Annotated in this window: 23 protein-coding genes; 8 read left to right on the top strand and 15 right to left on the bottom strand. The window is 63.7% G+C overall.

From position 1 onward, the window contains the following. Positions 1-369 precede the first annotated feature (369 nt). Entirely contained in the window at positions 370-1581 is a 1212-nt protein-coding gene (locus tag ACIPOO_RS22785) for a CynX/NimT family MFS transporter (protein ID WP_400609995.1), read from the bottom strand. A gap of 152 nt (positions 1582-1733) precedes the next feature. On the opposite strand from ACIPOO_RS22785, the gene ACIPOO_RS22780 reads away from it, so the two are divergent. Further along, positions 1734-2540 carry a helix-turn-helix domain-containing protein gene (locus ACIPOO_RS22780; RefSeq protein WP_400609993.1) on the top strand — a complete coding sequence of 269 codons (807 nt, stop codon included), beginning with the start codon at positions 1734-1736 and terminating at the stop codon, positions 2538-2540. A gap of 176 nt (positions 2541-2716) precedes the next feature. Here the strand turns inward: ACIPOO_RS22780 and ACIPOO_RS22775 are convergent, their stop codons facing one another. Beyond that, positions 2717-3844 (bottom strand): alkene reductase, encoded by a 1128-nt coding sequence (locus ACIPOO_RS22775; RefSeq protein ID WP_400609991.1) that lies wholly within the window; start codon positions 3842-3844, stop codon positions 2717-2719. A gap of 133 nt (positions 3845-3977) precedes the next feature. Here ACIPOO_RS22775 and ACIPOO_RS22770 point away from each other — a divergent pair, with 133 nt between their 5' ends. Further along, positions 3978-4907 (top strand): LysR family transcriptional regulator, encoded by a 930-nt coding sequence (locus tag ACIPOO_RS22770; protein WP_400609989.1) that lies wholly within the window; start codon positions 3978-3980, stop codon positions 4905-4907. 45 nt (positions 4908-4952) lie between these two features. On the opposite strand, the gene ACIPOO_RS22765 is transcribed toward ACIPOO_RS22770, so the two are convergent. Together ACIPOO_RS22765 and ACIPOO_RS22760 are read right to left on the bottom strand one after the other, a co-directional pair. After that, positions 4953-5840 carry a dihydrodipicolinate synthase family protein gene (locus tag ACIPOO_RS22765; protein ID WP_274130229.1) on the bottom strand — a complete coding sequence of 296 codons (888 nt, stop codon included), beginning with the start codon at positions 5838-5840 and terminating at the stop codon, positions 4953-4955. A gap of 26 nt (positions 5841-5866) precedes the next feature. Next, entirely contained in the window at positions 5867-6649 is a 783-nt protein-coding gene (locus ACIPOO_RS22760) for an aldolase (protein WP_400609987.1), read from the bottom strand. 151 nt (positions 6650-6800) lie between these two features. Between ACIPOO_RS22760 and ACIPOO_RS22755 the strand changes: the two genes are divergently transcribed. Beyond that, positions 6801-7352, top strand: coding sequence for a helix-turn-helix domain-containing protein (locus tag ACIPOO_RS22755; RefSeq protein WP_274130225.1), 552 nt, complete (start codon positions 6801-6803; stop codon positions 7350-7352). Position 7353: 1 nt separating this feature from the next. On the opposite strand, the gene ACIPOO_RS22750 is transcribed toward ACIPOO_RS22755, so the two are convergent. The 6 genes from ACIPOO_RS22750 to ACIPOO_RS22725 form a co-directional block, all read right to left on the bottom strand. Then, the gene (locus tag ACIPOO_RS22750) at positions 7354-8271 is read right to left on the bottom strand and encodes an NAD(P)-dependent oxidoreductase (RefSeq protein ID WP_400609985.1); all 918 of its coding nucleotides are present in this window, start codon (positions 8269-8271) and stop codon (positions 7354-7356) included. A gap of 65 nt (positions 8272-8336) precedes the next feature. Further along, a complete protein-coding gene (locus ACIPOO_RS22745) occupies positions 8337-9176 on the bottom strand; it encodes an ABC transporter ATP-binding protein (RefSeq protein ID WP_400609983.1) in 840 nt (279 codons plus the stop codon). Continuing rightward, on the bottom strand, positions 9164-9967 hold the full coding sequence (locus ACIPOO_RS22740; RefSeq protein ID WP_274130219.1) for an ABC transporter permease: 804 nt from the start codon (positions 9965-9967) through the stop codon (positions 9164-9166). The genes ACIPOO_RS22745 and ACIPOO_RS22740 overlap by 13 nt, the downstream gene beginning before the upstream one ends. 15 nt (positions 9968-9982) lie before the next feature. Beyond that, complete coding sequence (locus ACIPOO_RS22735) at positions 9983-10969, bottom strand: ABC transporter substrate-binding protein (RefSeq protein WP_274130217.1); 987 nt, start codon at positions 10967-10969, stop codon at positions 9983-9985. Between the two features lie 389 nt (positions 10970-11358). Beyond that, entirely contained in the window at positions 11359-13023 is a 1665-nt protein-coding gene (locus ACIPOO_RS22730; protein WP_400609980.1) for a GMC family oxidoreductase, read from the bottom strand. Between the two features lie 213 nt (positions 13024-13236). After that, positions 13237-14727, bottom strand: coding sequence for an aldehyde dehydrogenase (locus ACIPOO_RS22725; RefSeq protein WP_400609978.1), 1491 nt, complete (start codon positions 14725-14727; stop codon positions 13237-13239). A 283-nt stretch (positions 14728-15010) separates the two neighbouring features. Here ACIPOO_RS22725 and ACIPOO_RS22720 point away from each other — a divergent pair, with 283 nt between their 5' ends. Next, a complete protein-coding gene (locus ACIPOO_RS22720; protein WP_274130214.1) occupies positions 15011-15916 on the top strand; it encodes a LysR family transcriptional regulator in 906 nt (301 codons plus the stop codon). Between the two features lie 101 nt (positions 15917-16017). On the opposite strand, the gene argE is transcribed toward ACIPOO_RS22720, so the two are convergent. The 3 genes from argE to ACIPOO_RS22705 form a co-directional block, all read right to left on the bottom strand. Then, the gene (argE, locus tag ACIPOO_RS22715) at positions 16018-17190 is read right to left on the bottom strand and encodes an acetylornithine deacetylase (RefSeq protein WP_400609976.1); all 1173 of its coding nucleotides are present in this window, start codon (positions 17188-17190) and stop codon (positions 16018-16020) included. Beyond that, entirely contained in the window at positions 17183-17857 is a 675-nt protein-coding gene (locus ACIPOO_RS22710; RefSeq protein ID WP_274130212.1) for a DUF1028 domain-containing protein, read from the bottom strand. Before ACIPOO_RS22710 ends, argE begins: the two co-directional genes overlap by 8 nt. Before the next feature lie 166 nt (positions 17858-18023). Further along, positions 18024-19418: an aspartate aminotransferase family protein gene (locus ACIPOO_RS22705; protein WP_400609974.1), complete on the bottom strand. Its 1395-nt coding sequence runs from the start codon at positions 19416-19418 to the stop codon at positions 18024-18026. A gap of 155 nt (positions 19419-19573) precedes the next feature. Between ACIPOO_RS22705 and ACIPOO_RS22700 the strand changes: the two genes are divergently transcribed. The 4 genes from ACIPOO_RS22700 (at position 19574) to ACIPOO_RS22685 (ending at position 23337) form a co-directional block, all read left to right on the top strand. Next, on the top strand, positions 19574-20179 hold the full coding sequence (locus ACIPOO_RS22700; RefSeq protein ID WP_400609972.1) for a TetR/AcrR family transcriptional regulator: 606 nt from the start codon (positions 19574-19576) through the stop codon (positions 20177-20179). A gap of 147 nt (positions 20180-20326) precedes the next feature. Further along, positions 20327-21373: a class I SAM-dependent methyltransferase gene (locus ACIPOO_RS22695; RefSeq protein WP_400609970.1), complete on the top strand. Its 1047-nt coding sequence runs from the start codon at positions 20327-20329 to the stop codon at positions 21371-21373. A gap of 152 nt (positions 21374-21525) precedes the next feature. Beyond that, positions 21526-22836 (top strand): flavin-containing monooxygenase, encoded by a 1311-nt coding sequence (locus tag ACIPOO_RS22690; protein WP_400609968.1) that lies wholly within the window; start codon positions 21526-21528, stop codon positions 22834-22836. Between the two features lie 66 nt (positions 22837-22902). Then, positions 22903-23337, top strand: coding sequence for a RidA family protein (locus ACIPOO_RS22685; protein WP_274130207.1), 435 nt, complete (start codon positions 22903-22905; stop codon positions 23335-23337). A 240-nt stretch (positions 23338-23577) separates the two neighbouring features. Here ACIPOO_RS22685 and ACIPOO_RS22680 read toward each other — a convergent pair whose 3' ends face one another. After that, positions 23578-24171, bottom strand: coding sequence for a TIGR00730 family Rossman fold protein (locus ACIPOO_RS22680; RefSeq protein ID WP_400609965.1), 594 nt, complete (start codon positions 24169-24171; stop codon positions 23578-23580). Positions 24172-24252: 81 nt separating this feature from the next. Beyond that, on the bottom strand, positions 24253-25620 hold the full coding sequence (locus ACIPOO_RS22675; RefSeq protein ID WP_400609963.1) for a PLP-dependent aminotransferase family protein: 1368 nt from the start codon (positions 25618-25620) through the stop codon (positions 24253-24255). Position 25621: the final 1 nt, after the last annotated feature.

Here is a 25621-nt window from a genome sequence, read left to right as displayed (position 1 = left end):
GGCTTTCGCGGCTTCCTGCCGCTCATCCCCCTGCACGACGCCTGCGCTCGGCCTGGCGCCTTTACGTCGCGTTCGGCGGTGTCTGGGCCATCGCGTATGAAGATCAAGATCAAGATCAAGATCAAGATCTTAGGTTGAACCCCGACCCGTAGCAGTCCGGCTTGCCGGCGTCGGCGCCCCCAAAATCGCCACCGCCGGCAAGCCGGACTGCTACGCGTGAATGACCTCAACCTTGTAGGAGCGCGCTTGCCCGCGATGGCGTTGGTGCATCCGACACTTTTCCATCGAATGTACCGGCCATTCGCGGGCAAGCGCGCTCCTACGGTTCCGGGTATGGCAAGACCGCTCCCCCCGGCATGCCGTGTTGCCTCAAGCCACCGAAGCCTGCAGCTTCACCTCCCGCTCGGGCCTGAGCAGCGGCGTCACGCCGAGCATCACCGCCAGCACGCCAAACAACAATTCATACCCCAATCCATACCCACCAGTGACATCCCTCAGCACCCCGAAGCAGATAGGTCCAAGCGCCGCTATCAGGTAGCCGACGAACAACATGAACACCGTCCAGGCCCCCGCCTGCTCGGGGGTGGTGGTGTTGTCCAGCGGCAGGGTCATGGCCACGGTGAAGCCCATTCCCAGGCCAATGGCTGCCAGCACCACGTAAAGCGCTGGTGCCCAGTTCGGCGCAAAGGCCATCCCGGCGATGCCCAGCGCTGCCAGCAGTGTCGACAGGCCCACCAGCGCCCGACGGTCGTGAGCCTGGCCCGGAATCAACCCTGCGCCCACACTGGCAATCGCAAACACCGACGTGAACATCCCCAGCAACACACCCGACGGCAGCGAGGTCACCCCGGTCTCGGACGATGCAGGCGCCAGCCAGGCGAACAGTGCGTACACCACGAACTGCCCGGCACCGAAGTTGAACGCCACCAGCCATGCCTGGCGATTGCCCCAGGGCAGGCGTGCGCGCTGGGTGGTGGGTCTGGTGGAGGGCGTGCTCATGGCGAAGCGTCGGGCCATCCACAGCCAGCTGATGACCGCGGTGATACACAGCAGCGCCCAGATGCCGGCACCCACGCGCCAGTCCTGGGCCAGTTGCGAAAGCGGCGCGGTGAAGACTGCCGCCAGGGTTGCGCCGAGGCTCAGCCCTGCGGCATAGATGCCCATGAACAGCGCCGCGCGATGAGGGAAGTGGGCCTTGATCCAGCCACCGATCAGCGCCCCGGCAATGGCGATGCCGACGCTCGCCAGAAAGGTGCTGGCCAGCAGCACAAACGTCCCTGGCGATAATGCCCGCAACACCGTCGCGACCCCGAGCAAGGCCAGGGCCGCCACCACACAACGGTCGGTACCGAAGCGCCGTGCCAGGTTGGGTGCCATGAGCGCGAATACCGCCATGCACACGTCAGGAATGGAGGTAAGCAGCGCCGCCTGGGTGAAGCTCAGGTCGAATTGCCGCTGGATCAGCAACAGGATCGGCCCGATGGACACGATGGCTGGACGCAGGGCGATGGACAGGACCAGCAGGCCAATGACCGCTGCCAACGTATGCCGGGTGGCGGGTGAACCGGGTGAATTGCTCATGTGCAAACCCTCATGCAGGTGATGAATGAGGGAAATGCTAATGACGTCTGAAAAGCGACGAATGCCAGATAGTGTCGAGAAAGTGACAAATCCGCTTGACGCCATCCCCATGACCGGGCGACATAGCCATTGCCGCCCGACGAGCCCGCAGCATGAAAAAAACCACCCGCACCCTCGCTGCCAATACCGAGCGCAGCGTGGACTATCAGGATTATCGCGACGTACCGCGGCCAATGACCGTGCTGGTGCGCGATCAGCAGACCGGCGAATACAACGCGCCCCATGACCACCGCCACGGCCAGATCCTGTACGCCGCCAGCGGCATGATGCGCGCGGTGACCGAGGACGGCCTGTGGTTCCTGCCGCCCCGGCGGGCGCTGTGGATTCCGCCCGGGATCGTCCACGACCAGTTGATGCTCAGCCCCGTGCAGCTGCGCTCGGTGTACATCGAGCCGCATCTGGCCGAGGGCTTTGGTGACAGCTGCAAGATCGTCGAAGTCTCGGTCATGTTGCGCGAGCTGATCCTGGCGCTGGCCGACCAGCCTATCGAATACCCCCAGGAGGGGCGCAACGCGCACATCGTCGCCTTGATCCTCCATGAGATCGCCTCGGCGCAAAGCCTGCCGCTGCAAATACCCTGGCCCGTGGACCGGCGGCTGGTGACGGTGTGCAAGGCGATTCTGGAGCACCCTGAACAACCGCATTCGGTGGAGTTCTGGGCGGATAAGGTCGGCGCCAGTTCGCGCACGCTGATTCGGCTGTTCATCAAGGAAACCGGGCTGACGTTCCGGCACTGGGTGCAACAGGTCAGGCTGGCCACGGCCATCGACCGGCTGGAGCAGGGGCAGGCGGTGGGCAGGGTTGCGCGGGATCTGGGCTACGCCAGCCAGAGTGCGTTCAGTGCGATGTTCAGGCGGGTGATGGGGGAGTCGCCGAGGGAGTTTCTGTACCGGGAGTGAGGGGGTGACATCCAGTGTGTGTCGAAACAACGCGCCGGACAATTCTGTGGGAGCGGGCTTGCCCGCGAATGCGACGGACCTGGCACATCGAAGGTGACTGGTCCACCGCGATCGCGGGCAAGCCCGCTCCCACAGAGCGTTCGTTGAACGCTGCTACAGCTCGGTGATCGATTCGATCAGACTGCCGCGTACGGCGGATAGTCCACATACCCTTTGGCATCACCGCCGTAGTAGGTGTCGCGATCCGGCGTGGTCAGGGGCCAGCCGTTCTTCAGGCGGGCGACCAGGTCAGGGTTGGCGATGAAGGGCTGGCCGAAGCCTGCGAGGTCGATCAGGCCGGCGTCCACCAGGTCCTGCGCGCGTTCCAGGGTCATGTCGCCGGCGAGGATCAGCGCGGTGTCGCCCAGTTGTTCCTTGCAGTGTTGCAGCAGGGTGCGCAGCGCCTGTTCCTGGGCGTCGGCGCCTTCCTGGGCGAGAAAGAAGTGCGACTGGTCCATGACGTGCACGTAGGAAACGCCGCGCTGGCTCATGCCGGCGCAGAGCGCCGAGTAGGTTTCGTCGATTTCCGGGTAGATCGGCATGTCGAACAGTTGGCCGTAGGGCGATACGCGAATCCCGACCCGGTGAGCGCCGATCCGGGCGATGACGGCGTCGACCACTTCGAACACGAAGCGCAGGCGACCCTCCAGGGTCTGGGCCGAGTAGCGGTCGCTGCGATCGTTGATCAGCGGGTTGAGGAACTGCTCAATCAGGTAGCCGTTGGCACCGTGGATTTCCACGCCGTCGAAGCCCGCGTCGATGGCGTTCTGCGCGGCCTGGGCGAAGTCTTCGACCACGCGGCCGACTTCTTCGGTGGCCAGGGCACGAGGTGTCGAGGTCGCGACGAAACCGGGCTCGCCGTCATCGGTGTAGCCGAAGGCAATGGCGCCCTGCGCAGCTTTGTCGGTGGAGCTGACCGGGGCCTTGCCGTCGATCTGGATCGAGGTGTGGGACACGCGGCCCACGTGCCACAGCTGGGCGAACATGCGTCCGCCGACGCTGCGCACCGAGTCGGTGACCAGCTTCCAGCCTGCGATCTGCTCCTGGGTGAAAATGCCGGGGTTGAACAGATAGCCCTGGCCTTCGCGGGAGATCGGCGTGCCTTCCGAGACGATCAGCCCGGCGGTGCCGCGCTGGGTGTAATGCAGCGCGATCTGCGCGGTTGCGATGTCTTGCGGCGCCCGCGAGCGGGTCATCGGTGCCATGACGAAACGGTTGTTCAGGGTCAGGCCGTTGAGGTCATAGGGGGCGAACAGGTCGATCATAAAGGGGCTCCGGCTGCGCGATGGCAGGTGGTAATGAAGAATGCAGCGATGGTAGAAGCTTGCTGAAACAGCCACAATGCAGCGCATTCGCAAAAGACCATTGCGATTTCAGCAATCGCACGGGAGCCTCGGCATGCACCTCAAAGCCCATCGTTTCTTCGCCATGGTGGCCGTGACCGGCAGTTTCTCCGCCACTGCGCGGCACTTCCAGGTGCCGGCGTCTTCGGTTTCGCGCTTCATCGCAGCGCTGGAACGTGAAGTCGGGCAGCAACTGCTGTACCGCAACACCCGCGCCGTGACGCTGACCGAGGCGGGCGAGCGCTATTACCTGCAAATCCGCGAAGTGCTGGACCTGCTGGACGCTGCCGACGAGCAAGTCACCGGCAAGGGCGGCGGGATTCGGGGTCTGGTGCGGATCAATGCGCCGGTGGCGCTGGGGCATCTGCACATCGTCAAGCTGCTGGACGGTCTGTACGAGCGCTACCCGGAATTGACGGTGGAACTAACGGTGTCGGACGTCTACATCGACCCGGTGCAGGAAGGATTCGACCTCACCTTCCGGGTCGGGCATCTGCAGGATTCGGCGCTGATCGGACGCAAGATCTGCGATCAGCATTTCGTGCTGTGCGCCAGTCCCGCCTACGTGCAGCGGTATGGCGAGCCGAAGACTCCCGAGGATCTGCGCAACCACCAGTGCCTGGTGTACAAGGGTTCGAGCGGGGCGCAGCGCTGGCATTTGCGCAAGTCCGCAGGGGGCGCGGCGCAGGTTATCGACGTCAACGGGCCGCTGCGCAGCAACAACGCGCAGGTGCTGGTGGAGGCGGCATTGGCGGGCAGGGGGCTGGTGTTTTTTCCCACCTGGCTGTTCAGCAAGGCGCATTTCACCAGCGGTGAACTGGTCAGGCTGTTGCCCCAGTGGTGCGGCTCGGTGGAGGAAATCCCCAGCCCCATTCACCTGATTTCCCCCGAGAACCGCCTGCGGTCGCAGAAGACCCGGGCGGTCTGGGATTACTTCCTGCAGGCGATTGGCTCGCCGCCGTACTGGGACGACTTGGGCAACTGAGCGTGGCGGATGCCCGACTTGTCAGCCGGGCATCCAGCCGCGCTGTCAGCGCAGGTCAGCCAGCAGTTTTTGCAGTTGCGAGCGCGCCTGTTCCTCGAGCGGGAACACCGGCAGGCGCGGGGCGCCGGCTTCCAGGCCGGTCATGCCCAGGCCGGCCTTGATCGTCGCCGGCAATCCGCCCTTGAGGATGAACTCCAGCATCGGCAACTGCCGGTAGAACGACTCCTGCGCCCGCGACAGATCGCCTTCGAGAATGGCGTCGTAGAGGTCGAGATTGTGCGCGGCAATCAGGTTCGGCGCTGCGGTGCACCAGCCCTTGGCCCCGGCCACGAAAGCCTCCAGCGCCAGCGGGTTGCAGCCGTTGTAGAACGGTATCTGACCTTCGCCCAGTTGCTGCAATTTGTGCATGCGCTGGATGTCGCCGGTGCTCTCCTTGACCATGGTCACGTTTTCCACCGCACGCACGATCTTCAGGATCAGGTCCACCGACATGTCGGTGCCGCTGGTGGCCGGGTTGTTGTAGAGCATGATCGGCGTTGCGATGCTGTCGCCGATGGCCTGGTAGTGCTGCAGGATTTCCTTCTCGCTGAGCTTCCAGTACGAGGCCGGCAGGACCATCACCGCATCGGCGCCGCGGGCTTCGGCAAAACGGGCCCGCTGGATGGCCTTGGCGGTGGTGAGGTCGGACACGCTGACGATCACGGGTACCCGCTTGTTGACGTAGCCAGTGCTGAATTCGGCGACTTCCTGCCATTCGGCGTCGCTCAGGTAGGCGCCTTCGCCAGTGCTGCCCAGTGGCGCGATGGCGTGCACGCCGCCTTCGATCATGCGGTCGATGGAAGCGCCCAGGGCGGCAAGGTCAAGGCCGGTGCCGTCAGCGCTGAACGGGGTGATGGTGTAGCCGATGATGCCGTGGATATCAGGGGTAGACATGTGCAGTGCTCCAGATTTCGATGGGGTCAGGCGAGGCAGTCGACGTGCTGGCGCAGGGTGCGGCGCACGTAGTAATTGAAAGCGGCGGCGTGGCGTCGTGGCCGGGAAATCCAGTCATGGGCTTCGTTGCCAAGGGCAGGCGGGATGGGCTGGATTTCACCCGCCGACATCGCCAGTAATTGCAACCTGGCAGCGCGCTCGATCAGCACCGAAATCACGCAGGCTTCTTCCACGGTGCTCCCGGTGGACAACTGGCCGTGGTGGGAGAGCAGCACCGCGCGTTTGTCGCCCAGGGCGGCGGAGATGATCTCGCCTTCTTCGTTGCCCACCGGCACGCCGGGCCAGTCCTTGAGGAACGCGCAGTCGTCGTAGAGCGGGCAGAGGTCCATATGCGAAACGGCCAGGGGCACTTCGAGCATCGACAATGCAGCGATGTGCGTGGGGTGCGTGTGGATGATGCACTGCACGTCCGGGCGGGCGCGGTAGACCCAGGTGTGGAAGCGGTTGGCCGGGTTGGGCATGCCGTGGCCTTCGAGCACTTCGAGGTCTTCGTTGACCAGCAGCAGGTTGCTGGCGGTGATTTCATCGAAGCCCAGGCCCAGTTGCTGGGTGTAGAAGGTGCCCGATTGCTCGCCGCGGGCGGTGATCTGGCCGGCCAGGCCTGAGTCATGTCCGTTGTCGAACAGGATGCGGCAGGTCAGCGCCAGCTTCTGGCGGATCGTCCAGGTGTTGTCTTTTAACGTAGTATCCATCTTTGCGTTGGAACGCGAGATGAGGTGTTCTTTCGAGAGTTCCAGAGTGGTGGCCATTGCAGGGTCCTCTGCAGCTAAGGTCAGGGTCATTCGGGTGAAAGCCGGTGAGAGGGCTTTCAGGGTTTGAAATGACACAAAACAATCCTAATGACACAAAGTGTCATTGGCAATGCATAATTTTGCCGTTCGACGGAAAAAGTCTTTATCCATGTCCATTCGTTTGAAGCTGCTGCGCAAGAAAATGGGGGTCACGCTGGAGGCGTTGGCTGAAAGCTCCGGCATGACCAAGAGCTACCTGTCCAAGGTCGAGCGTGGCCTGAACACGCCCTCGATTGCCGCTGCGCTGAAGCTGGCCAAGGCCCTGCACGTCAATGTCGAGGACCTGTTCAGCGAGAGCGAGGCGAACATCGATGGCTACAGCCTGGTGCGCCACGACCAGCGCCGCCTGCTGACCAACAGCGAGCAGGGCTCAAGCTATGCGGTGCTGGCCCATCAGGTCAGTGACCGCAATCTGCTGCCGTTCATGATGTCGCCGCCGGCCGAATTCGCCGGCACCACCTTCAAGGAGCACGTGGGCGAGGAGTTTCTGTTCGTCCACGAAGGCCGCGTCGAGGTGGACTTCATGAACGAACGGGTGATTCTCGAACGCGGCGACGCACTGCACTTCAACGCGCAGAAACCTCACAGACTGCGCTCAGTGGGCGAGGTGCAGGCGCAACTGCTGGTGGTCGTGCACAGTGAGAAGGACGACGACGCCTGAGCTACACCGGGTTGCGCCGTTCCTCGACCTCGGCCAGCACGGCCAGGTCTTTCTCGCCGTCGCCGTGATCGACGGCATCCTTGAGGTTGGCGCGGATCATGTCGGCGCTGGGCATCTGTACCGACACCTGGCTGGCTGCGGCGAGGATCAGGTCCACATCCTTGAGGCCGAGCACGGCCTTGAATGCGGCGGGTTCGTAGCGGCGTTCACCGATCAGCGCGCCATAACCGGAATAGACCGGCCCGGTGAAGATGGTGCTGGACACCAGGTCCACCAGATCCGCCGATTTCAGGCCATGGCGGGTGACCAGCACCGAGGCCTCGCTCATGGCCTGCACCGCTGACACCAAGAGGAAGTTGGTCGCAAGCTTCATTGCATTGGCGGCGGAGGCCTTCTCGCCGAGGCGCCAGGTCTTGCGCCCGATCAGATCCAGCAGCGGCTGTACCTTGTCGATGGCTGTTTCAGGCCCGGCCGCGAGGATGTTCAGTTGCGCGGCAGCGGCGACATTGGGACGGCCCATCACGGGCGCGGCGATGTACTCGACGCCCTGGGCCTGATGCAGCCCGGCCAGTTCGTCGGCGAAAGTGACGGCGATGGTCGCCAGGTTGACGTGGATCAGCGGCGCCTTGAGTTGCTTGAGCAACCCTGAATCGATCAGCACCGAACGCAGGGCCTTGTCGTCGGCCAGCATGCTGAACACCACGTCGGCAGCGAACGCCTGGGCAGGTTCGGCGACAGCCTGCGCGCCCAGTTCCACCAAAGGCTCAGTGGCCTTGGGCGAGCGGTTCCAGACCAGCAGTTGATGCCCGCCCTTGAGCAGGTTGGTGGCGATGGCCTGACCCATGTTGCCCAGACCCAGGAAACCGATTTTCATCCGATGTACCTCGTGAACGGCGAGAGTGATGCGCAACTCTAGCACTGCGAGGCATTACGCGCGGTCATACCAAAGTGTCGGGGAGGGCGCGTCCGATGCGCCCGTCGGGTTCAGTCCAGATGCTCTTCGGGGCCGTCGTGCAGCAGGTGGAAGATGTTGCGCTTCATGCGGATGAATTCCGGGTCCATGACCATGTCCAGGTTGCGCGGACGGCCCATGGGCACGTCGAGCACTTCCTTGATCCGGCCAGGGCGCGCGCCCATGACGAAGATGCGGTCGCCCAGCAGGATGGCCTCGTCGATGTCGTGGGTGACGAACAGCACGGTCTTCTTGCTATGCTCCCAGACCTTGAGCAGCAGTTGCTGCATGTGCAGGCGAGTCTGGCTGTCGAGGGCGCCGAAGGGTTCGTCCATCAACAGGATCTGCGGATCGTTGGCCAGGGCGCGGGCGATGGCCACCCGCTGCATCATGCCGCCCGACAGCTGCTTGGAGTAGTTGTCGGCAAAGCGCAGCAGGCCCACTTCATTGAGGTAGAACTCGACGATCTCCTTGCGTTCGGCGACAGGCATGCCACGGCGCTTGAGGCCGAACTCGATGTTCTTGCGCACGGTCAGCCAGGGGAACAGGGTGTAGCCCTGGAACACCATGCCGCGATCTGCGCCGGGGCCGTCGACCTGCTGGCCGCCGACATAGATGTCCCCCGACGTCGGTTCGGCAAGGCCTGCGGTGAGGTACAGAAGGCTCGACTTGCCGCAGCCCGAAGGGCCGACCAGCACGGCGAACTGCTGGTCGGGCACATCGAAACTGACCTTGTCCAGCGCGGTGAAGGTGCTGCCCGACGGGGTCTTGTATTGCAGCGTGACGTTGTCCACCCTAAGGCGCGGCGTGGCGGGCGCTGGCACTGGCATCGGCTGCAGACGTAGCGGTGAGGTTGCGGTTACTGAGCCCATGCGGCCACCTTCAGGCGAAGAAGTCGGAAAAGTTGATCGGTAATCAGGCCCAGCAGGCCGATGACAGCGATCGCCAGGAAAATCACGTCAACCTGAAAGCCGCGCATGGCCTTGAGGCTCAGGTAACCCAGGCCGCTGGAAGCCGCGACCAGTTCGGCCACCACCAGGTAGGTCCAGGCCCAGCCCATGGTCACCCGCAGGGTGTCTAGCACACCGGGCAGGGACGCCGGCGCGATGACGTGCAGCACGGCATCGGTGCGGCTGGAACCCAGGGTGTAGGAGGCGTTTATCAGGTCTTTGGAGATGCCCTTGGAGACGTCGGCAATCATCACCAGTTGCTGGAAGAACACACCGAAGATGATGATGGAGACACGCTGCTCCAGGCCGATGCCGATCCACAGGATGAACAGCGGCACGAAGGAGGTCACGGGCAGGTAGCGAATGAAGTTCACCAGGGGTTCGAGAAACGCCTGCACCACCCGGAAGCTGCCCATCATCAGACCGATGGGTACGGCCACCACCGAGGAGATGATGAAGCCGACCATCACCACCTCGACGCTGGCCCACACGTGCGGCCCCAGGGTGCCGTCATGGGCCAGGCGCATGGCTGCGTCGAACACAGCCCCGGGCGTGGGCAGGAACATCGCCGGCACCACGCCGCCGTAGGAAAGGATCGCCCACAGGCCGATCAGCAGGGCCCAGGCCAGGCCGCTGGCGCTCCAGATCACCTGCACCGGCAGGCTGGTCTTGGGCGTGAGGCAGCGGTTGAGCCACGAATTGCGCTTGGACATGACGTGCTCCTGAAATTATTTCGGGCTGATGTAACGGTTGTCGACCAGCTCGTTGAAGCTGACGTTGAACGGCTTGCCCTGCAGCTCGCTGGCGGTTTCGTTTGCCAGCTTGATGACGTCCGCCGCATCGCCGCTGGTGCCGTTGCTGCCCAGCAGTTTTTCGCTCATGGCCTGGTCATAGAAGCGCACGCCCTTGGCCGCGGCTTCCAGCTCCTTCGGATCGGCCAGGTATCCACCGACGCCCTTGGCCATGATCGCGTAGGCCTCTTTCGGATGGTCCTTGGTGTATTGCACGGCCTTGTACAGGCCGGCCACCAGTGCCTTGACGTCTTGGGGCTGCTTCTCGATGACCTCGCAGCTCAGGGCGACCACATCGACGATCACGCCTGGGGTCGAGCTGCTGTCCACCAGCACCTTGCCTTGCTGCTTGTTGCGCACGCCGGTCAGGTGCGGCTCCCAGGTCACGGCAGCAGGCACGCGACCGGCGATGAAGGCGGTGGCGGCGTCGTCGGCGGTCATGTTCTGGATGGTCAGGTCGCTCATCTTCATGCCGGCGTTTTTCAGCAGGTAGTTGAGCCAGAATTGCGAGACCGAACCTTCGTTGACGGCCACGGCCTTGCCCTTGAGGTCTTTGAGGCTGGTCACGTCTTTGCCTACCAGCACGCCGTCGCCACCGTGGCTTTCATCCAGCGCGGCCACGGCCTTGAAGCAGAATTGCGGGCGGTACTTGAGGATTTCATCGATGGTGGAGGCCGAGCCGGACAGTTGGCCCGAGGCTTGGGCGGCCATGTACATCGAGGCCTCTTCGATGGTCGGCAGCTCGACCGTCAGGCCCTGTTCCTTGAAGTAGCCAAGGTCTTGGGCCAGGTACAGGGTGCCGTAGCCGACCCAGGTGGTATGACCGATGGACAGGGTGCCGGCCTGGGCGCCGCTGGCAATGCCGGCAGCCAGGGCCGTCACGGCCAGCGGACGCACACAACGCGATACGAAAGACTTGATCATGGAGCACTCCCGGATTGGTGTTTTTAAAATCGTTATTCACGGGGCAGTGGGGCTAGACGCCAAAAACAGACAACGCTCGTGGCCTCTGACGGACCTTTTGCCTCTGTGGGGCGAAGTTGATGTTGGCCGATGTCGAGGGATAGGAAAATTAGTAAATATGTGGTCCCTGATGAGGAAAAAACTGGGGTAAAAATCGTGCGCGAAGGTGGGGCGAGAGCGGCTTGAAATGCCCCGAAAAATCGCACCCGTAGCAGTCCGGCTTGCCGGCGTCGGCGATCTTTCGGGCGCTGACGCCGGCAAGCCGGACTGCTACGGGTTTGTGGGGAACCTCTGAGCATCGCTTGGCACGATCTGTGGGAGCGGGCTTGCCCGCGATAGCGGTGCGTCAGTCACCCTGGTAGCGTTTGGCCCGACGCATTCGCGGGCGAGCCCGCTCCTACATAGTTCCCGGATGACGGGGCCGGGTATGCGGGGCGCAGGATGCTATGCGCGGCTTTCTCGCCGATCATGATGCACGGCGCGTTGGTGTTGCCGCTGATCAGCGTCGGCATGATCGAAGCATCGACCACGCGCAAGCCCTGGATGCCATGCACCTTCAGTTCGGGATCGACCACCGCCATCGGGTCGGTGCCCATCTTGCAGGTGCCCACCGGGTGGAACACGGTGGCGGCGTAGTCGCGCACGTAGGTCATCAACTGCTCATCGGTCTGCACCTGCGCGCCGGGCAGCATCTCCTTGCCGCGTATCCCGTCGAAGTGCTGATCGGCGAGGATCCTGCGCGCAAGCTTCAACCCCTCCACCAATACCTTCGCGTCCTCGGGATCAGACAGGAAATTGAAGTCGATCACTGGCTTCCCATCCCGCCCCAGACGGATTTCGCCGATGCTCTTGGGGCGCAGCACGCAGGTGTGCACGGCATAGCCATGGCCCCATTCGAAGAGCCGTCCGCGATGGCTGCGGTAGCCCGGCACGAAGTGGAATTGCACATCGGGCAATGAGTTCGCCAGTGGCGTGCGGGCAAAGCCTCCGGCTTCAACGTAGTTGGTGGTCAGCCAGCCTTTCCTGCGCGCCAGGTAACGAAACGGCGAGAGCAGAATGCTCGGCAGCGAGCCCAGGGAAAACCCCAGCGTCACCGGGCTTTTCGAGCGTACGGTCACCAGTCCGTCGAGGTGATCCTGCAGGTTCTTGCCGACCCCCGGCAGGTCATGCTCGACCCTGATGCCTGCGTTGCGCAGATCGCTCGCCGGGCCTATCCCCGAGGCCAGCAACAGACTCGGGCTGCCCAAGGAGCCTGCCGACAGAATCACTTCGCGCCGAGCCTTCAATGCCATCGGCTGACCGTCGCACACCACCTTCACGCCCTTGGCGACCCGTTGCTCGATCATCACCGATTGCACTGTGCAGTCGGTAATGACCGTGAGGTTCGGGCGATCCAGCACGGGGGCGACGAACGCGCGATAACTCGACAGCCGCCGGGCGTTTTTCTGGGTCAGGTTGTAGATTCCGCAACCTTCCAGATGTTCGCCGTTGAAGTCGTCGTTGTGCCGGATACCTATCCGCTGCGCCGCCTTGACGAACAGCCGCGACACCGGATTGGGATCTCGCGCCGCCTCGACATGCAACTCCCCGGTGGTGCCGTGCAGGCGAGGGTCCTGGCCCAGGCGGTTGTTCTCCGATTGCTTGAAGAACGGCAGCACGCCGTTCCAGTCCCAGCCGGGGCAACCGGCCTGTGCCCAGCGGTCGTAATCGCTGGCGTGACCGCGGATGTAGATCATGCTGTTCATCGAGCTTGAGCCGCCCAGGGCCTTGCCACGCGGGGTGTGCAGGGACCGGCCGTTGAGGTGCTGCTGCGGCGCCGAGAAGAAATTCCAGCTGTACTTGCGGCTCTTGTACAACGTGATGGTCCCGGCGGGCGTCTGGATGCGCAGGCTGTTGTCATGACTGCCGGCCTCGATCAGGCACACGCGCACGGCCGGATCCGCGCTCAGCCGGTTGGCCAGCACACAACCGGACGACCCGGCGCCGACGATGATGTAGTCGTATTCGGTGTTCATGGTGGGGTACTCGGAAGTTGAAACGCATCGCCATTCGCGTAGCAGTCCGGCTTGCCGGCGACGGCGGCCTGATGATCGCCCCCGCCGGCAAGCCGTGCTGCTACGGGCATATGTCCGACCTCAACCCTGTAGGAGCGCGCTTGCCCGCGACGGCGTCCTTGGGATCACCGACGCCGGCAAGCCGGACTGCTACGGAGTCGTGTTGTTATGGAGTTAGCGCAACTGAAACCAGGTGGTCTTCAATTGGGTGTATTTGTCGAACGAGTGCAGCGACAGGTCGCGGCCGAAGCCCGATTGCTTGCCGCCGCCGAAGGGCACGCAGACGTCCAGCGCGTCCACCGTGTTCACCGACACCGTCCCTGCATTCAGGCGGCTGGCCACGCGGTGGGCGCGGTTGAGGTCGTCGCTCCAGACCGACGCCGCCAGGCCGTAGATGTGATCGTTGGCCATCTGCACCGCCTGATCCTCATCGTCGAACGGCGTGATCGCCAGCACCGGGCCAAACACCTCCTCGCGAGACAGGCGCATGTCGCAGGTCACGCCGGTGAACAGCGTGGGCTGGATGAAATTGTCCGACCCGTTGATCGACACCCGGTCCCCACCCGCCACCAACTGCGCGCCACTGGCGCCGGCATCGGCGATGTAACCCATCACCCGTGCCGCCTGAGTGGCGTCGACGATGGCGCCCATCCTGCTCGCCGGATCCAGCGGGTCACCAGGCTGCCATTGTTTGGCCTTATCGATCATGCGCTCGACGAATTCATCATGAATCGAACGCTGCACCAGCAGCCGCGAGTTCGCCGAGCAGACCTCACCCTGATTGAAGAAGATCCCGAACGCGGCCTTTTCGGCGGCCAGATCCAGGTCCTGACAATCGGCGAACACCAGGTTCGGGCTCTTGCCGCCGCATTCGAGCCACACCTGCTTGAGGTTCGATTGCCCGGCGTACTGCATGAAGTATTTGCCGACCTGGGTGGAGCCTGTGAACACCATCGCGTCAACGTCCGGGTGTAGACCCAGGGCGCGACCTGCCTGCTCGCCCAGGCCCGTGACGACATTGAACACGCCTTCGGGCACCCCGGCCTCCAGCGCCAGTTCGGCCAGGCGCAGAGCAGAGAACGGCGATTGCTCGGCAGGTTTGAGAATCACGCTGTTGCCCGCTGCCAGCGCGGGTGCGAGTTTCCAGGCGGCCATGTCCAGCGGGAAGTTCCAGGGCACCACGGCGGCGATCACCCCCAGCGGCGCCCGGGTGATGGTGGCCAGGGTGCCGGGGCCGGTCGGCGCGACCTGATCGTAGAGTTTGTCCAGGCTTTCGGCGTACCAGGCGAACACATGGGCAGCGCCGGGCACGTCGATGTTGAAAGCGTCCATCACCGGCTTGCCCATGCTCAGGGAGTCGAGCAGCGCCAGTTCTTCGCGGTGAGCCAGAATCAGCTCGGACAAGCGCAGCAGCGTCGCCTTGCGCTCCCGTGGCTGCATGCGTGCCCAGGGGCCAGTGGCGAAGCTCTTGCGGGCGGCGCGCACGGCGAGGTCCACATCGGCGTCCGCGCAGGCCGCAACTTTGGCCAGCAGCGTATTGGTAGCCGGGTTGATCACGGCGAAGGTCTTACCGCTCAGCGCCTCGTGGGCCTTGCCGGCGATGTTGGCCGTATCGATCACGCGTTGGTTTTGCGCCAGGCGCTGCCAGCTTTTCAAGTCCGTCACTGCTTACTCCCCGATGGCCTCTCTGGGCCATGTCAGTTATCCGTGGTGCCGATAGTGGAGGATGTGGGGAGGGCGGGAAATGAGGAAAAATGTCTTCGCTATCGATAAAAAAACTCGCCAGTTACGCACTACGCTGGTGCTGTCGTGCACCACATTCTTACAGCAGGGCGGGGCAGGTTTTTTAGCCTCAATGGTGAGGAATTTGCTTGTTTCTCACAAACCTCTGACGTCGCAGAATAACGCGCACGATCCGGGTCACGGTTCAATCAAGTTTGAGGTAGCAATGGCAGCCTACAACCTGCGACAACTCAAGTATTTCGTCACCACGGTGGAGTGCGGCAGCGTTGCCGAGGCTTCGCGCAAGCTCTACATCGCCCAGCCGTCGGTCTCGACCGCGATCAAGCACCTGGAAGAAAGTTTTGCCGTGCAGCTGTTCATCCGCCACCACGCCCAAGGGGTGTCGCTGACGCCCAGCGGCGCGCGCTTCTACCGTAAGGCGCAGGAGCTTTTGCGGGTGGCCCACGAGTTCGAACAGAATGCCCTGGCCGACAACGACGTAGTGGCCGGGCAGATCGACATCGGCTGTTTCGAGACCGTTGCGCCCTTGTATTTGCCGCGCCTGATCGCAGGCTTCAGGGACCGCTGGCCCGGCGTGGAAATCCGCATCCGCGATGGCGAGCAACAGGAGCTGGTACAGGCGCTGACGTCGGGCAGCATCGACCTGGCGATTCTCTACGAGCACGACCTGGACAGCACCATCGACACTGTGTCGCTGATGGCGCCGCAGCAACCCTACGCGCTGTTGCCCGAGGGCCATCGCTTCGCCCATCAGTCGAAGGTGTCGCTCAATGATCTGGTGCTTGAACCCATGGTGCTGCTGGACGTGCAACCGAGCCGTACATACTTCGTGAGCATCTTCGAAGAGCGCGGGCTGACCCCGCACATCCAGTTCAGCTCGCCTTCCATCGAGATGGTCCGGGGCATGGTGGGGCGCGGGTTCGGCTTCTCGATCCTGGTGACCCGGCCGACTTCAGACTACACGTACGATGGTCAGAAACTGGTGTGCGTGCCGCTGGCCGAACAGGTCACCGGGTCGGGCCTGTCGGCCGCCTGGCTGCGCCGCGCGCAATTGACCAAACCGGCGCAGTTGTTCGTGGATTATTGCCAGGAAGAACTGGCGCCGAAATGACCGACCACCGCAGCCCGTAGCAGCACGGCTTGCCGGCGGGAGCGGTGGATCATTCGATATCGCGGTGCCTGACACACCGCCCCCGCGGGCAAGCCCGGCTGCTACGGGATTGCGGGGGGCTGGAGGCTTTCGATGATTCTCTGCAACATCGCATCGCACGCCTCAAGCTGCGCGACGCTGACGAATTCGTCGGGCTTGTGCCCCTGATCCATGCTCCCTGGTCCGCACACCACCGTCGGAATACCGATGGCGTCGAACAATCCGCCCTCGGTGCCGAAGGCCACGGTGGTGAAGGCGTCCGAGCCACAGAACTGTGCGATCAACTGCGCCGCCTGGCTGTTCGCATCGGTGGCCAGGCCCGGATAGGCCGACAACTGCGTGAAGCGGATATTGGTTTCGGGGTGCACCGCCTGCATGCGCGGCAGCACCTGCTCTGTCGCGTATTGCTGCAATTGCCGGGCAACCTGTAGCGGATCGTCGGCGGGCAGGGCGCGCACTTCAAAATCGAAGCGGCAGTCGGCAGGGACGATGTTCAACGCCTTGCCGCCGCTGATGACGCCCGTCTGCACGGTGGTGAAGGGCGGGTCGAACCGAGCGTCGTGCCGCTCAGGGCTGCGCAGCCCGGTGCCGATGCGCCCCAGCTCGCCGATCAGTTCGGCCGCATATTCTATGGCATTCACACCCTGGGGTGCGTACGCCGAATGGCAGGCCGCGCCATGCACGTCGCAGCGCATCGCCAGCTTGCCCTTGTGCCCGAGTACCGGTTTGAGCTCGGTAGGTTCACCGATGATGCACAGCAGTGGCTTGACCGGACGCCGCTCAAGCTCGGCGAGCAGCGAGCGCACGCCCAGGCAGCCGACCTCTTCGTCATAGGACAGCGCAATGTGCACCGGCATCCGCAACGGTCCAGCGAGGAGGGCAGGCACTGCTGCCAGGACGCAGGCGATATAGCCTTTCATGTCCGCGGTACCGCGCCCGAACAGCTTGCCGTCCCGTTCGCTCAATTGGAACGGCGCGACGGTCCAGGGCTGGCCGTCCACCGGCACCACATCGGTGTGGCCGGACAGCACGATGCCCGGACGATCCGCAGGGCCAATGGTGGCGAACAGGTTGGCCTTGCTGCGCGTGTCGTTGTAGATCAGCTCGCAGGGCACATCAAACTGCGCCAGATAATCGCGCACGAATTCGATCAGTTGCAGGTTCGACTCACGACTGGTGGTGTCATAACCCACCAGGGTGGCCAGCAGTTCCTTGCTGCGGATGGCGTTACTCATCGCCCGGCACGCCATAGCTCGGGGCCTTGGTCGGATCCAGTGCGCGGGTGATGTAGTCCTGCATCTGCGGGCGGTAGTCGGCCCACAACTGCGCGAGCTTGCCGATGGGGTCCTGGTCTGCCCAATCGACGCGCAAATCGATGATCGGCCAGGTCAGTTCGCCCACCACCACCAGCGCCGCCGAATGCACCGGGCCTGCTTCACCCCCGGCGGCAACTGCGGCCTGCATGGCTGCGATCAAGCGGTCGGCGAGCTGGCCGCCGCTGTTTTCGAAGGTCTGCACCAAGGTTTCGATCACGGCGCGGTCTGCCAGCATGTTGCCGGCGCCGACGCATTGCTCTCCGGAGATGGCGTTGTGCGTGCCCAGGGTCTGGCTGCCACTGAAGTGGGCGGTCTGGCCCAGGTGGTCGATGGCGGTGAGCTGGCGAAACTGGCTGTAGCCATTGCGGGTCAGTGCCTGGTCCAGCGCCTGGGCGGGCGACAGGCCGCTCTCCATCTGATCCAGCACTTGCGGGCCGAGGGCCGGGAGGGTGATGTTCTGCGTGGCGACAGCGCCGACCCCAGGCCGCAGCCAGGGGCAGCGGGCGCCGACGGCAATGCTGGAGGAGCTGATGGCGATGCCCAGTTGACCGGTTTCGGCGCAGCGGCCGACGATGGAAAACGTCATGGTGTGTTCGTCCTGTTTCGTCCTGACCTGCCATCCCGCGCACCGGCAGTGCAACTGAATCTGCCGGGGCGCGGAATGGGACATGGCTTGCATTCTGGAGATGCGCTGGCGCCTGCGAAACGAGGTTTTTTGTGGAGCCTGATTACCTAAAAACTTCTCAGTAGGATTACAAGCGGCCGTACTCCCGGGCGGTGCGGTCCACGGCGATGCGGGTCTTGTCCACCAGTTCGTCCAGCTCGGCGCGGGTGGCGATCAGCGCCGGGGCCATGATCATGCGGCCCAGGGTGGAGCGGATGATGATGCCTTCCTCGAAACCGATGGTACGGCAGCGCCAGGCGATGTCGTTCTCGTTGGCGAAGCGCTTGCGTGTGGCCTTGTCTTCGGCGAACTGCAACGCCGCCACCAGCCCCACGCCCTGGACCTCGCCCACCAGCGGATGATTGCCGAACACCTCGCGCAGGCAGGTCTGCAGATACGGTCCGGTGTCGTTCTTCACTTGGGTGACCACGCCTTCGTCGCGCAGGGCCTTGAGGTTGGCGATGGCCACAGCCGCAGCCACGGGATGTCCGGAGTAGGTCAGGCCATGGGCGAACACGCCGCCTTTTTCCACCAGCGCCTCGGCCATGCGCCGCGACAGTATCAGGCCGCCCATGGGGACATAGCCCGAGGTCAGGCCCTTGGCGATGGACAGGGTGTCAGGCTCGAACCCCAGGGCCTGATGGGCGAACCACTCGCCGGTACGCCCGAAGCCGCCGATCACCTCATCGGCGCACAGCAACACGTCATATTTGCGGCAAATGCGCTGGATCTCCGGCCAATAGGTCGCTGGCGGGATAATCATGCCGCCTGCGCCCTGGAAGGGTTCGGCGACAAAGGCGGCGACCTTGTCGGCGCCCAGCTCCAGGATCTTGTCTTCCAGCTGGCGAGCGGCGCGCAGGCCGAATTCCTCGGGGCTCAGATCGCCTTCGTGGGCGAACCAGTAGGGCTCGTCGATGTGCGCCACGTCGGGGATGGTGCCGCCCATCTCATGCATGAACTTCATGCCGCCCAGGGCCGTCGCGGCCAGGGTCGAGCCGTGGTAACCGTTCCAGCGGCCGATCATGACCTTCTTCTCGGGCTTGCCCATCACCTGCCAGAACTTGCGCACGGTGCGGATCAGCACTTCGTTGGCCTCGGAACCGGAGTTGGTGTAGATCGCGTGGCTGTAGTGGGGCGGCAGCAGGCTGAACAGCAGCTCGGACAGCTCGATCACCGCCGGGTGAGTGGTGTGAAAGAACATGTTGTAGTAGGGCAGTTGCTCAAGCTGGGCACTGGCGGCCGCGGCCAGGTCCTTGCGGCCATAACCCAGGTTGGTGCACCACAGGCCCGACATCCCGTCCAGATAGCGCTTGCCGTCGTTGTCCCACAGCGCCAGACGTTCGCCCCTGACCATCACGCGCGGGCCTTCTTCGTTGAGGGCTTTCTGGTCAACGAATGCGTGAATGTGGTGGGCGGCATCGGATGCCTGATAGTCGCTCGTGCTGCGGCTGCTGTTGCGTTCGGTATCGAGTTCGATGGACATGACGCTTCTCCTGGCTGACGGCGCCCTTCGATGGGGTGCGGGCTGTGTTGTGTAATAAGTTTTGTCAGCTAAAAATATTTTTGTAAAGAAAATATTTGTGGAGAAAAACCGTATTCCGTAACCTGACCGCCACGATTCCCCATGCCAGAGCCCCCATGACCGGATTGCGAGAAAGGCAGAAAGAGCAGCGTCGCCACGACATCGCCCAGGCCGCCCTTGCCTTGTTCAAGGCCAACGGCTTCGCCGCCACGACCCTTGAGCAGATCGCCAGCCAGGCAGGGGTGTCGGCGCCCACGGTGGTCAATTACTTCGGCGGCAAGCAGGAGATCCTGCTCACGCTGCTCAAGGCCCCGGACGAACAGGCCATGAGCGAGGCGCGGGCCAACCTGGGTGAGAACTCAGACCCGCTGGAAGCCCTGTGCGAACTCGAAGGCCTGATGACCCGCTACCAGCTGCAGGCCATGCCGGCCTCGCTCTGGCGTGAGCTGGCGCCATATCTGTTTACCGGCGAACTGGCCGAAGCCTTCGGGCCATGGAACGCTGCGGTGGTCGAGGCTGCCCGGTCACTGCTGGTGCATTTCCAGCAACTGGGCAAGGTTCGCTCGTCAGTTGACGTCGAGGTCGCGGCGACCCTGTTCAACCAGTACGCCAACCTGGCCTTCATTCGCCTCGCGACCGAGGGCGAACCTGACCGCGAGGCCCACGCCAGACACATGCGCAGCGTGTTGGGGTTGATCTGCCATGGCATGTTGAGCGAGTGAGCTGACCGCAGGTCTATGCTGCCTTCGCTCAGGGTCTAAACTTACAGACCTTCCCCAACCGGGGCCAAGATCATCTGGCCACCGCCAGCAGCTTTCAGGTCCGCCAATGCCCGTGCCGACGATGGCCTTCCTACAGGAGGGCAGGAAATGGACGAGGCCAAGCTTCAGGACTTCATGGGCAGGCTGGTGTTCGACATGGGCGCCGCGGCAATGCTCGCCAATGTCATCCTCGGCGACGAACTGGGGCTGTACAAGGCCATGGCCGACAGCCAGCCGGTGACACCCGACACCCTCGCCAGCCGCACCGGCTGCAACCCCCGACTGATCAAGGAATGGCTCAGTGCCCACGTGGCATCGGGCTACATGGAGCATCATGACGGGCAATTCGTGCTGCCCGAAGAACAGGCGCTGGCCCTGGCCATCGAGGATTCTCCGGTGTACGTCGCGGGCGGCATCATGGTGGTGGCGTCGATGTTCCACGACAAGGACAAGCTGGTGGCCGCCATGCGCGGCGACGGCGCGCTGGCCTGGGGCGATCACCATCCGTGCATGTTCGGCGGCACCGAGCGCTTCTTCAGGCCGGGGTACAAGAGCTTTCTGGTCGGCCAGTGGCTGCCGGCGCTGGACGGCGTGGTTGCCAAGCTTGAAGCGGGCGCGAAAGTGGCCGATATCGGCTGTGGCCACGGTGCCTCGACCATCGTCATGGCCAAGGCCTTTCCAGCCTCGCGCTTTGACGGCTTCGACTACCACGAGCCGTCCATCGCCACCGCCACGGACCGCGCCAGAGAAGGCGGTGTCAGCGATCGCGTGAACTTCGCCCAGGGCACGGCGAAGGATTACCCCGGCAAGGATTACGACCTGGTGTGCTATTTCGACTGCCTGCACGACATGGGCGACCCGGTCGGCGCGGCCAGGCACGCCTACCAGTCGCTGAAACCAGACGGCACGGTATTGCTGGTCGAGCCCTACGCCAATGACAGCCTCGATCAGAACATCAACCCCGTCGGGCGCCTGTTTTACGCCGCCTCGACCTTCATCTGCACGCCCAATTCGCTGTCTCAGGAGGTCGGACTCGGGCTGGGTGCGCAGGCCGGCGAGACCCGGCTGCGCGGTGTGTTTGTCCAGGCAGGCTTCACCCACTTCCGGCGTGCGGCCGAGACGCCCTTCAATCTGATCCTGGAGGCGCGAAAGTAACCCTCAGGCAGAACGCCCGGCGCGAGGCTGCGTCGGGTGTGCGGCCCATCCCCCTAGCTTTTTCCTGCTCTGCGACGACAAAAATCATAATTTCGCTATCCCCTGATCCTGCACAGAATGCGCCCACACCCGCCTTCGTGAAGGACACAGGTATGACAGCTGCAAACATAGACATCGATACGCTCGTGGTAGGCGCAGGTCAGGCTGGCGTGGCCATGAGCGAGCACTTGAGCAAACTGGGCATTGCGCACCTGGTCCTTGAGCGCAACCGGATTGCCGAAGCCTGGCGCACCGGGCGCTGGGATTCGCTGGTCGCCAACGGGCCGGCCTGGCACGATCGTTTCCCGGGGCTGGAATTCGATGACCTGAGTCCTGACGCTTTTGCGTCCAAGGAGCGGGTCGCCGCTTATTTCGAAGCCTATGCGCGCAAGTTCAAGGCGCCCATCCGCACAGGTGTCGAAGTGCGCAAGGTGACGCGCAATGTCGGTCGCCCAGGGTTCACGGTCGAGACCTCCGAAGGTGTGATTGCCGCCAGTCGCGTGGTGGTGGCCACCGGGCCCTTCCAGCGCCCGGTCATCCCGGCCATTGCCCCCAAGGATGAGCGCCTGACGCAGATTCATTCCGCGCAGTACCGCAACTCGCAGCAACTGCCCGAAGGCGCGGTGCTGGTGGTCGGGGCCGGATCTTCCGGAACGCAGATCGCCGATGAATTGCAGCGCGCCGGCAAACAGGTCTATCTCTCGGTGGGCCAGCATGACCGGCCGCCACGGGCCTATCGCAACCGGGATTTCTGCTGGTGGCTGGGGGTGCTCGGCGAGTGGGATCAGGCGGCGATGAAACCGGGCAGGGAGCACGTGACCATCGCGGTCAGTGGCGCCCACGGCGGGCGTACCGTGGACTTTCGCGAGCTGGCCCAGCGCGGCATGAAGCTGGTGGGCGTGACCCGTTCGTTCGACAACGGCGTGGTCAGCTTTCAGCCGGACCTGGCCGAGAACCTGGCGCGGGGCGACGAAAACTATCTGGCCGTGCTCGATGCGGCAGATGCCTACATCGAACGCAACGGCCTGGACCTGCCCCTGGAGCCTGAAGCGCGCCGGGTTTTCCCGGATCCGGAGTGCGTGCGCAACCCGCTGCTTGAGATGGACCTGGCCAAGGCCGGGATCACCACGATCATCTGGGCGACCGGCTTTGCCACGGACCACAGCTGGCTGAAGGTCGATGCGTTCGACGCCAAGGGCAAGCCGCAGCACCAGCGCGGCGTGTCGACTGAACCGGGTATCTATTTCCTTGGCCTGCCATGGCAGTCGCGGCGCGGGTCGTCGTTCATCTGGGGCGTGTGGCACGACGCCAAATATGTGGCCGACCACATCGCCACCCAGCGCCAGTACCTGACCTATCGCGACGCAGCCGAGCGCGAGGCGCTTGAGGTTGCTGCGTCGGTGGCGTCTGTCGTCAGCGCCTGAATCTTGTCATCCGCGCTAATAGGTTAACCCCGGCGCGGCGATTATCACCTGTTCAAGGAATCTCACATGGCACAGCCGACCCACACCCGCATTCGTATGTTCAACACCAAGGAAACCTATCCCAACCAGGCGCTGGATAACGACCTTTGCCAGGCGGTTCGAGCTGGCAACACCATTTACGTGCGCGGCCAGATAGGCACCGATTTCGAAGGCAATCTGGTGGGTTTGGGTGATCCGCGTGCCCAGGCCGAGCAGGCGATGAAGAACGTCAAACAATTACTGGAAGAGGCGGGCTCTGACCTGTCGCACATCGTCAAGACCACGACCTACATCATCGACCCGCGCTATCGGGAGCCGGTGTATCAGGAGATTGGCAAGTGGCTCAAGGGCGTGTTCCCGATTTCCACGGGTCTGGTGATTTCCGGGTTGGGGCAGCCGCAGTGGCTGATGGAGATCGACGTGATCGCCGTGGTGCCTGATGACTGGCAACCGGCGCGCTGAGATCTACGGGTGAGGCGTTCTCAAGACCGCTCCCGCGGGCAAGCCCGGCTGCTCCGGGGCCGTGGGTGTTTGCGAAATTTGGGTTCACCACAAAACCCGTAGCAGTCCGGCTTGCCGGCGATAGCGATCTTGAAGCCGTCACGCCGGCAAGCCGGACTGCTACAGAATTGAGTGCTTGTTCACGGAGGTTGTGTTCACCGCGAATCCTGTAGCAGCACGGCTTGCCGGCGGGGGCGTCCTCTAGATCGCTGCGCAAGCCGGATCGATCCATTTGTTCACTGTCGGGGCCTGCCACTGCTCAAGGGCGTCGAGCAATGCGCTGGGCTCGGCAGCGAAGATCAGCATCTCGCTGTGCTCGACCTTCATGAAACCTTCGCTGACCGAATGCGTGAGCAGGGTGCGCACCGGGGTAAAGAACTCATTGATGTTCAGGCAGCCCAGGGCTTTGCTGTGTTCGCCCAGTTGGGTCAGCGTGGCCACCTCGAACAGCTCTTCGAAAGTGCCAAGGCCTCCCGGCAGGGCGATGAAGGCGTCGGCACAGTCACTCATCCGGGCCTTGCGGCTGCGCATGTCCGGGGTGACTTCATGGCGGGTCAATCGGCTGTGCAAGTGCCCGAGCCCGAACAACCGCTCGGTGATGATGCCGACCACTTCGCCGCCTTCGGCCAGTACGGTGTCGGCCATCACCCCCATCAGCCCCTTGTCGGTGCCGCCGTAGACCAGGCGCAGGCCACGTCGGGCGATCTCCCGGCCCAGCGCTTGCGCACCTTCGGTATACGCCGGGCTGAAACCGAAGTTGGAACCGGAAAATACTGCAATGCTCTTGAGGCTCATGATGATCCTTGCTCAGGGTTCGGAAGGGGGGTGTGACAGCAGCGCCAGAATGCGCTCGCCCAGTTGCTCGGCCGCAGCCTGCTATTCGATGTTGGCGAAGCCCAGCAGCAGGCCTTGTGCCCTGGTGCCGGCGATGCTCCATTCACTCAGCGCCTCGGCATAAATCCCTGCCTGACGCAGGCGTTCGGCCAAGGCTATGTCGGACTGATCTGCGATAAACCGCAAAATCAGATGCATGCCGCCGGGCTGGGCGTCGATCCGGATCTGCTCGCCCAATACGCTTTGCAGGCCTCTGGCCGTGGCCTCCCGACGCTCGGCGTAAAGCTTGCGCATGCGCAGGATATGCCGGGCGAAATGCCCCTCGGTCAGGAAGGTGGCGACGATGGCCTGGGTCAGCTCCGGACAGTGGCCGAGAAACAGTTGACCGACCTGCTCGAAGCGTTCGACCAGTGCAGCAGGGACCACCAGATAGCCGATACGAATCCCGGGAAACAGCACCTTGCTGAAGGTTCCTGCGTACAGCACCCGTGCGTGACGGTCCAGGCTCTTGAGCGCCGGCAGCGGACGGCTGACGTAGCGGTACTCGCCATCATAGTCATCCTCGACAATCCAGGCCTCGTGCTCGCGGGCCCAGTCCAGCAGCGCCAGGCGGCGGGGCAGGGAAAGCGAAACGCACAGCGGACTCTGATGCGCGGGCGTCACCACGGCAGCCCGGGCCATGAGTGGCGCGCTCACGACCTGGGCGACGATCAGGCCGTCGCCGTCCACGGCGATCGGTACCGGCTGCATGCCCAAGTGGCCGAGCAATTGCCGGGTCGGCAGGTACCCCGGATCCTCGACGAACACTTTGTCGCCGGGTGTGAGCAACGCCTGAGCGATCAGTGTCAGGGTGTTGCGATAGCCTGCGGTCACGAATACCTGCGCCGAGGTGCAGTCGATGCCTCGGGACATATGCAGGTAACCGGCGATGGCCGTGCGCAGGGATTCCAGGCCATACACTGTGGGGTGGGCCATGTCCTGCAAGCGGGTGGCGCGCACGCAGCGGGCGCCGATCTGCGCCCAGATCTTGCGCGGGAATGCATCCAGCGCCGGCACTGCCATCTGAAACGGGAGCAGTGGCGGCCTGTCCCGTACTGACGGGCTTTCGTAGGCAGCCCGGACCTGTTGCGATGCTTTGAGCACCTGTGAAGCCACGCCTGCGCTGACCACCGTGCCGGCCTGCCCGCGAGTCTGCAGGTAGCCTTCGGCGGTCAGCAGGGCATAGGCGGAATCGACGGTGCCCCTGGCCAGTCCCAGTTCCTTGGCCAATGCCCGGGCAGCAGGCACGCGCTCGCCGGGGCTGAGCACGCCTTCACCAATGGCGGTGCGCACGCGCCAGTAAATCTGCCGGTAGATCGGCTCCGTGGACGCAGGGTCAAGGGGCGAAAAACGCTGAGCGGACGATGTCATG

Source organism: Pseudomonas sp. NPDC090201 (genome assembly GCF_044746825.1).
In the GTDB taxonomy this organism is placed as follows: Bacteria; Pseudomonadota; Gammaproteobacteria; order Pseudomonadales; family Pseudomonadaceae; genus Aquipseudomonas; species Aquipseudomonas putida_AD.
The sequence above is the reverse complement of the archived record's forward strand: the minus strand, read 5'-3'. Positions and strand labels throughout refer to the sequence as shown.

Excerpts from the sequence above, each read along its gene's own strand:
- ACIPOO_RS22785 (WP_400609995.1), bottom strand. The coding sequence starts at position 1,581 with ATGAGCAATTCACCCGGTTCACCCGCCACCCGGCATACGTTGGCAGCG.
- ACIPOO_RS22780 (WP_400609993.1), top strand. The coding sequence starts at position 1,734 with ATGAAAAAAACCACCCGCACCCTCGCTGCCAATACCGAGCGCAGCGTG.
- ACIPOO_RS22775 (WP_400609991.1), bottom strand. The coding sequence starts at position 3,844 with ATGATCGACCTGTTCGCCCCCTATGACCTCAACGGCCTGACCCTGAAC.
- ACIPOO_RS22770 (WP_400609989.1), top strand. The coding sequence starts at position 3,978 with ATGCACCTCAAAGCCCATCGTTTCTTCGCCATGGTGGCCGTGACCGGC.
- ACIPOO_RS22765 (WP_274130229.1), bottom strand. The coding sequence starts at position 5,840 with ATGTCTACCCCTGATATCCACGGCATCATCGGCTACACCATCACCCCG.
- ACIPOO_RS22760 (WP_400609987.1), bottom strand. The coding sequence starts at position 6,649 with ATGGCCACCACTCTGGAACTCTCGAAAGAACACCTCATCTCGCGTTCC.
- ACIPOO_RS22755 (WP_274130225.1), top strand. The coding sequence starts at position 6,801 with ATGTCCATTCGTTTGAAGCTGCTGCGCAAGAAAATGGGGGTCACGCTG.
- ACIPOO_RS22745 (WP_400609983.1), bottom strand. The coding sequence starts at position 9,176 with ATGGGCTCAGTAACCGCAACCTCACCGCTACGTCTGCAGCCGATGCCA.
- ACIPOO_RS22740 (WP_274130219.1), bottom strand. The coding sequence starts at position 9,967 with ATGTCCAAGCGCAATTCGTGGCTCAACCGCTGCCTCACGCCCAAGACC.
- ACIPOO_RS22735 (WP_274130217.1), bottom strand. The coding sequence starts at position 10,969 with ATGATCAAGTCTTTCGTATCGCGTTGTGTGCGTCCGCTGGCCGTGACG.
- ACIPOO_RS22730 (WP_400609980.1), bottom strand. The coding sequence starts at position 13,023 with ATGAACACCGAATACGACTACATCATCGTCGGCGCCGGGTCGTCCGGT.
- ACIPOO_RS22720 (WP_274130214.1), top strand. The coding sequence starts at position 15,011 with ATGGCAGCCTACAACCTGCGACAACTCAAGTATTTCGTCACCACGGTG.
- argE (WP_400609976.1), bottom strand. The coding sequence starts at position 17,190 with ATGAGTAACGCCATCCGCAGCAAGGAACTGCTGGCCACCCTGGTGGGT.
- ACIPOO_RS22710 (WP_274130212.1), bottom strand. The coding sequence starts at position 17,857 with ATGACGTTTTCCATCGTCGGCCGCTGCGCCGAAACCGGTCAACTGGGC.
- ACIPOO_RS22705 (WP_400609974.1), bottom strand. The coding sequence starts at position 19,418 with ATGTCCATCGAACTCGATACCGAACGCAACAGCAGCCGCAGCACGAGC.
- ACIPOO_RS22700 (WP_400609972.1), top strand. The coding sequence starts at position 19,574 with ATGACCGGATTGCGAGAAAGGCAGAAAGAGCAGCGTCGCCACGACATC.
- ACIPOO_RS22695 (WP_400609970.1), top strand. The coding sequence starts at position 20,327 with ATGGACGAGGCCAAGCTTCAGGACTTCATGGGCAGGCTGGTGTTCGAC.
- ACIPOO_RS22690 (WP_400609968.1), top strand. The coding sequence starts at position 21,526 with ATGACAGCTGCAAACATAGACATCGATACGCTCGTGGTAGGCGCAGGT.
- ACIPOO_RS22685 (WP_274130207.1), top strand. The coding sequence starts at position 22,903 with ATGGCACAGCCGACCCACACCCGCATTCGTATGTTCAACACCAAGGAA.
- ACIPOO_RS22680 (WP_400609965.1), bottom strand. The coding sequence starts at position 24,171 with ATGAGCCTCAAGAGCATTGCAGTATTTTCCGGTTCCAACTTCGGTTTC.
- ACIPOO_RS22675 (WP_400609963.1), bottom strand. The coding sequence starts at position 25,620 with ATGACATCGTCCGCTCAGCGTTTTTCGCCCCTTGACCCTGCGTCCACG.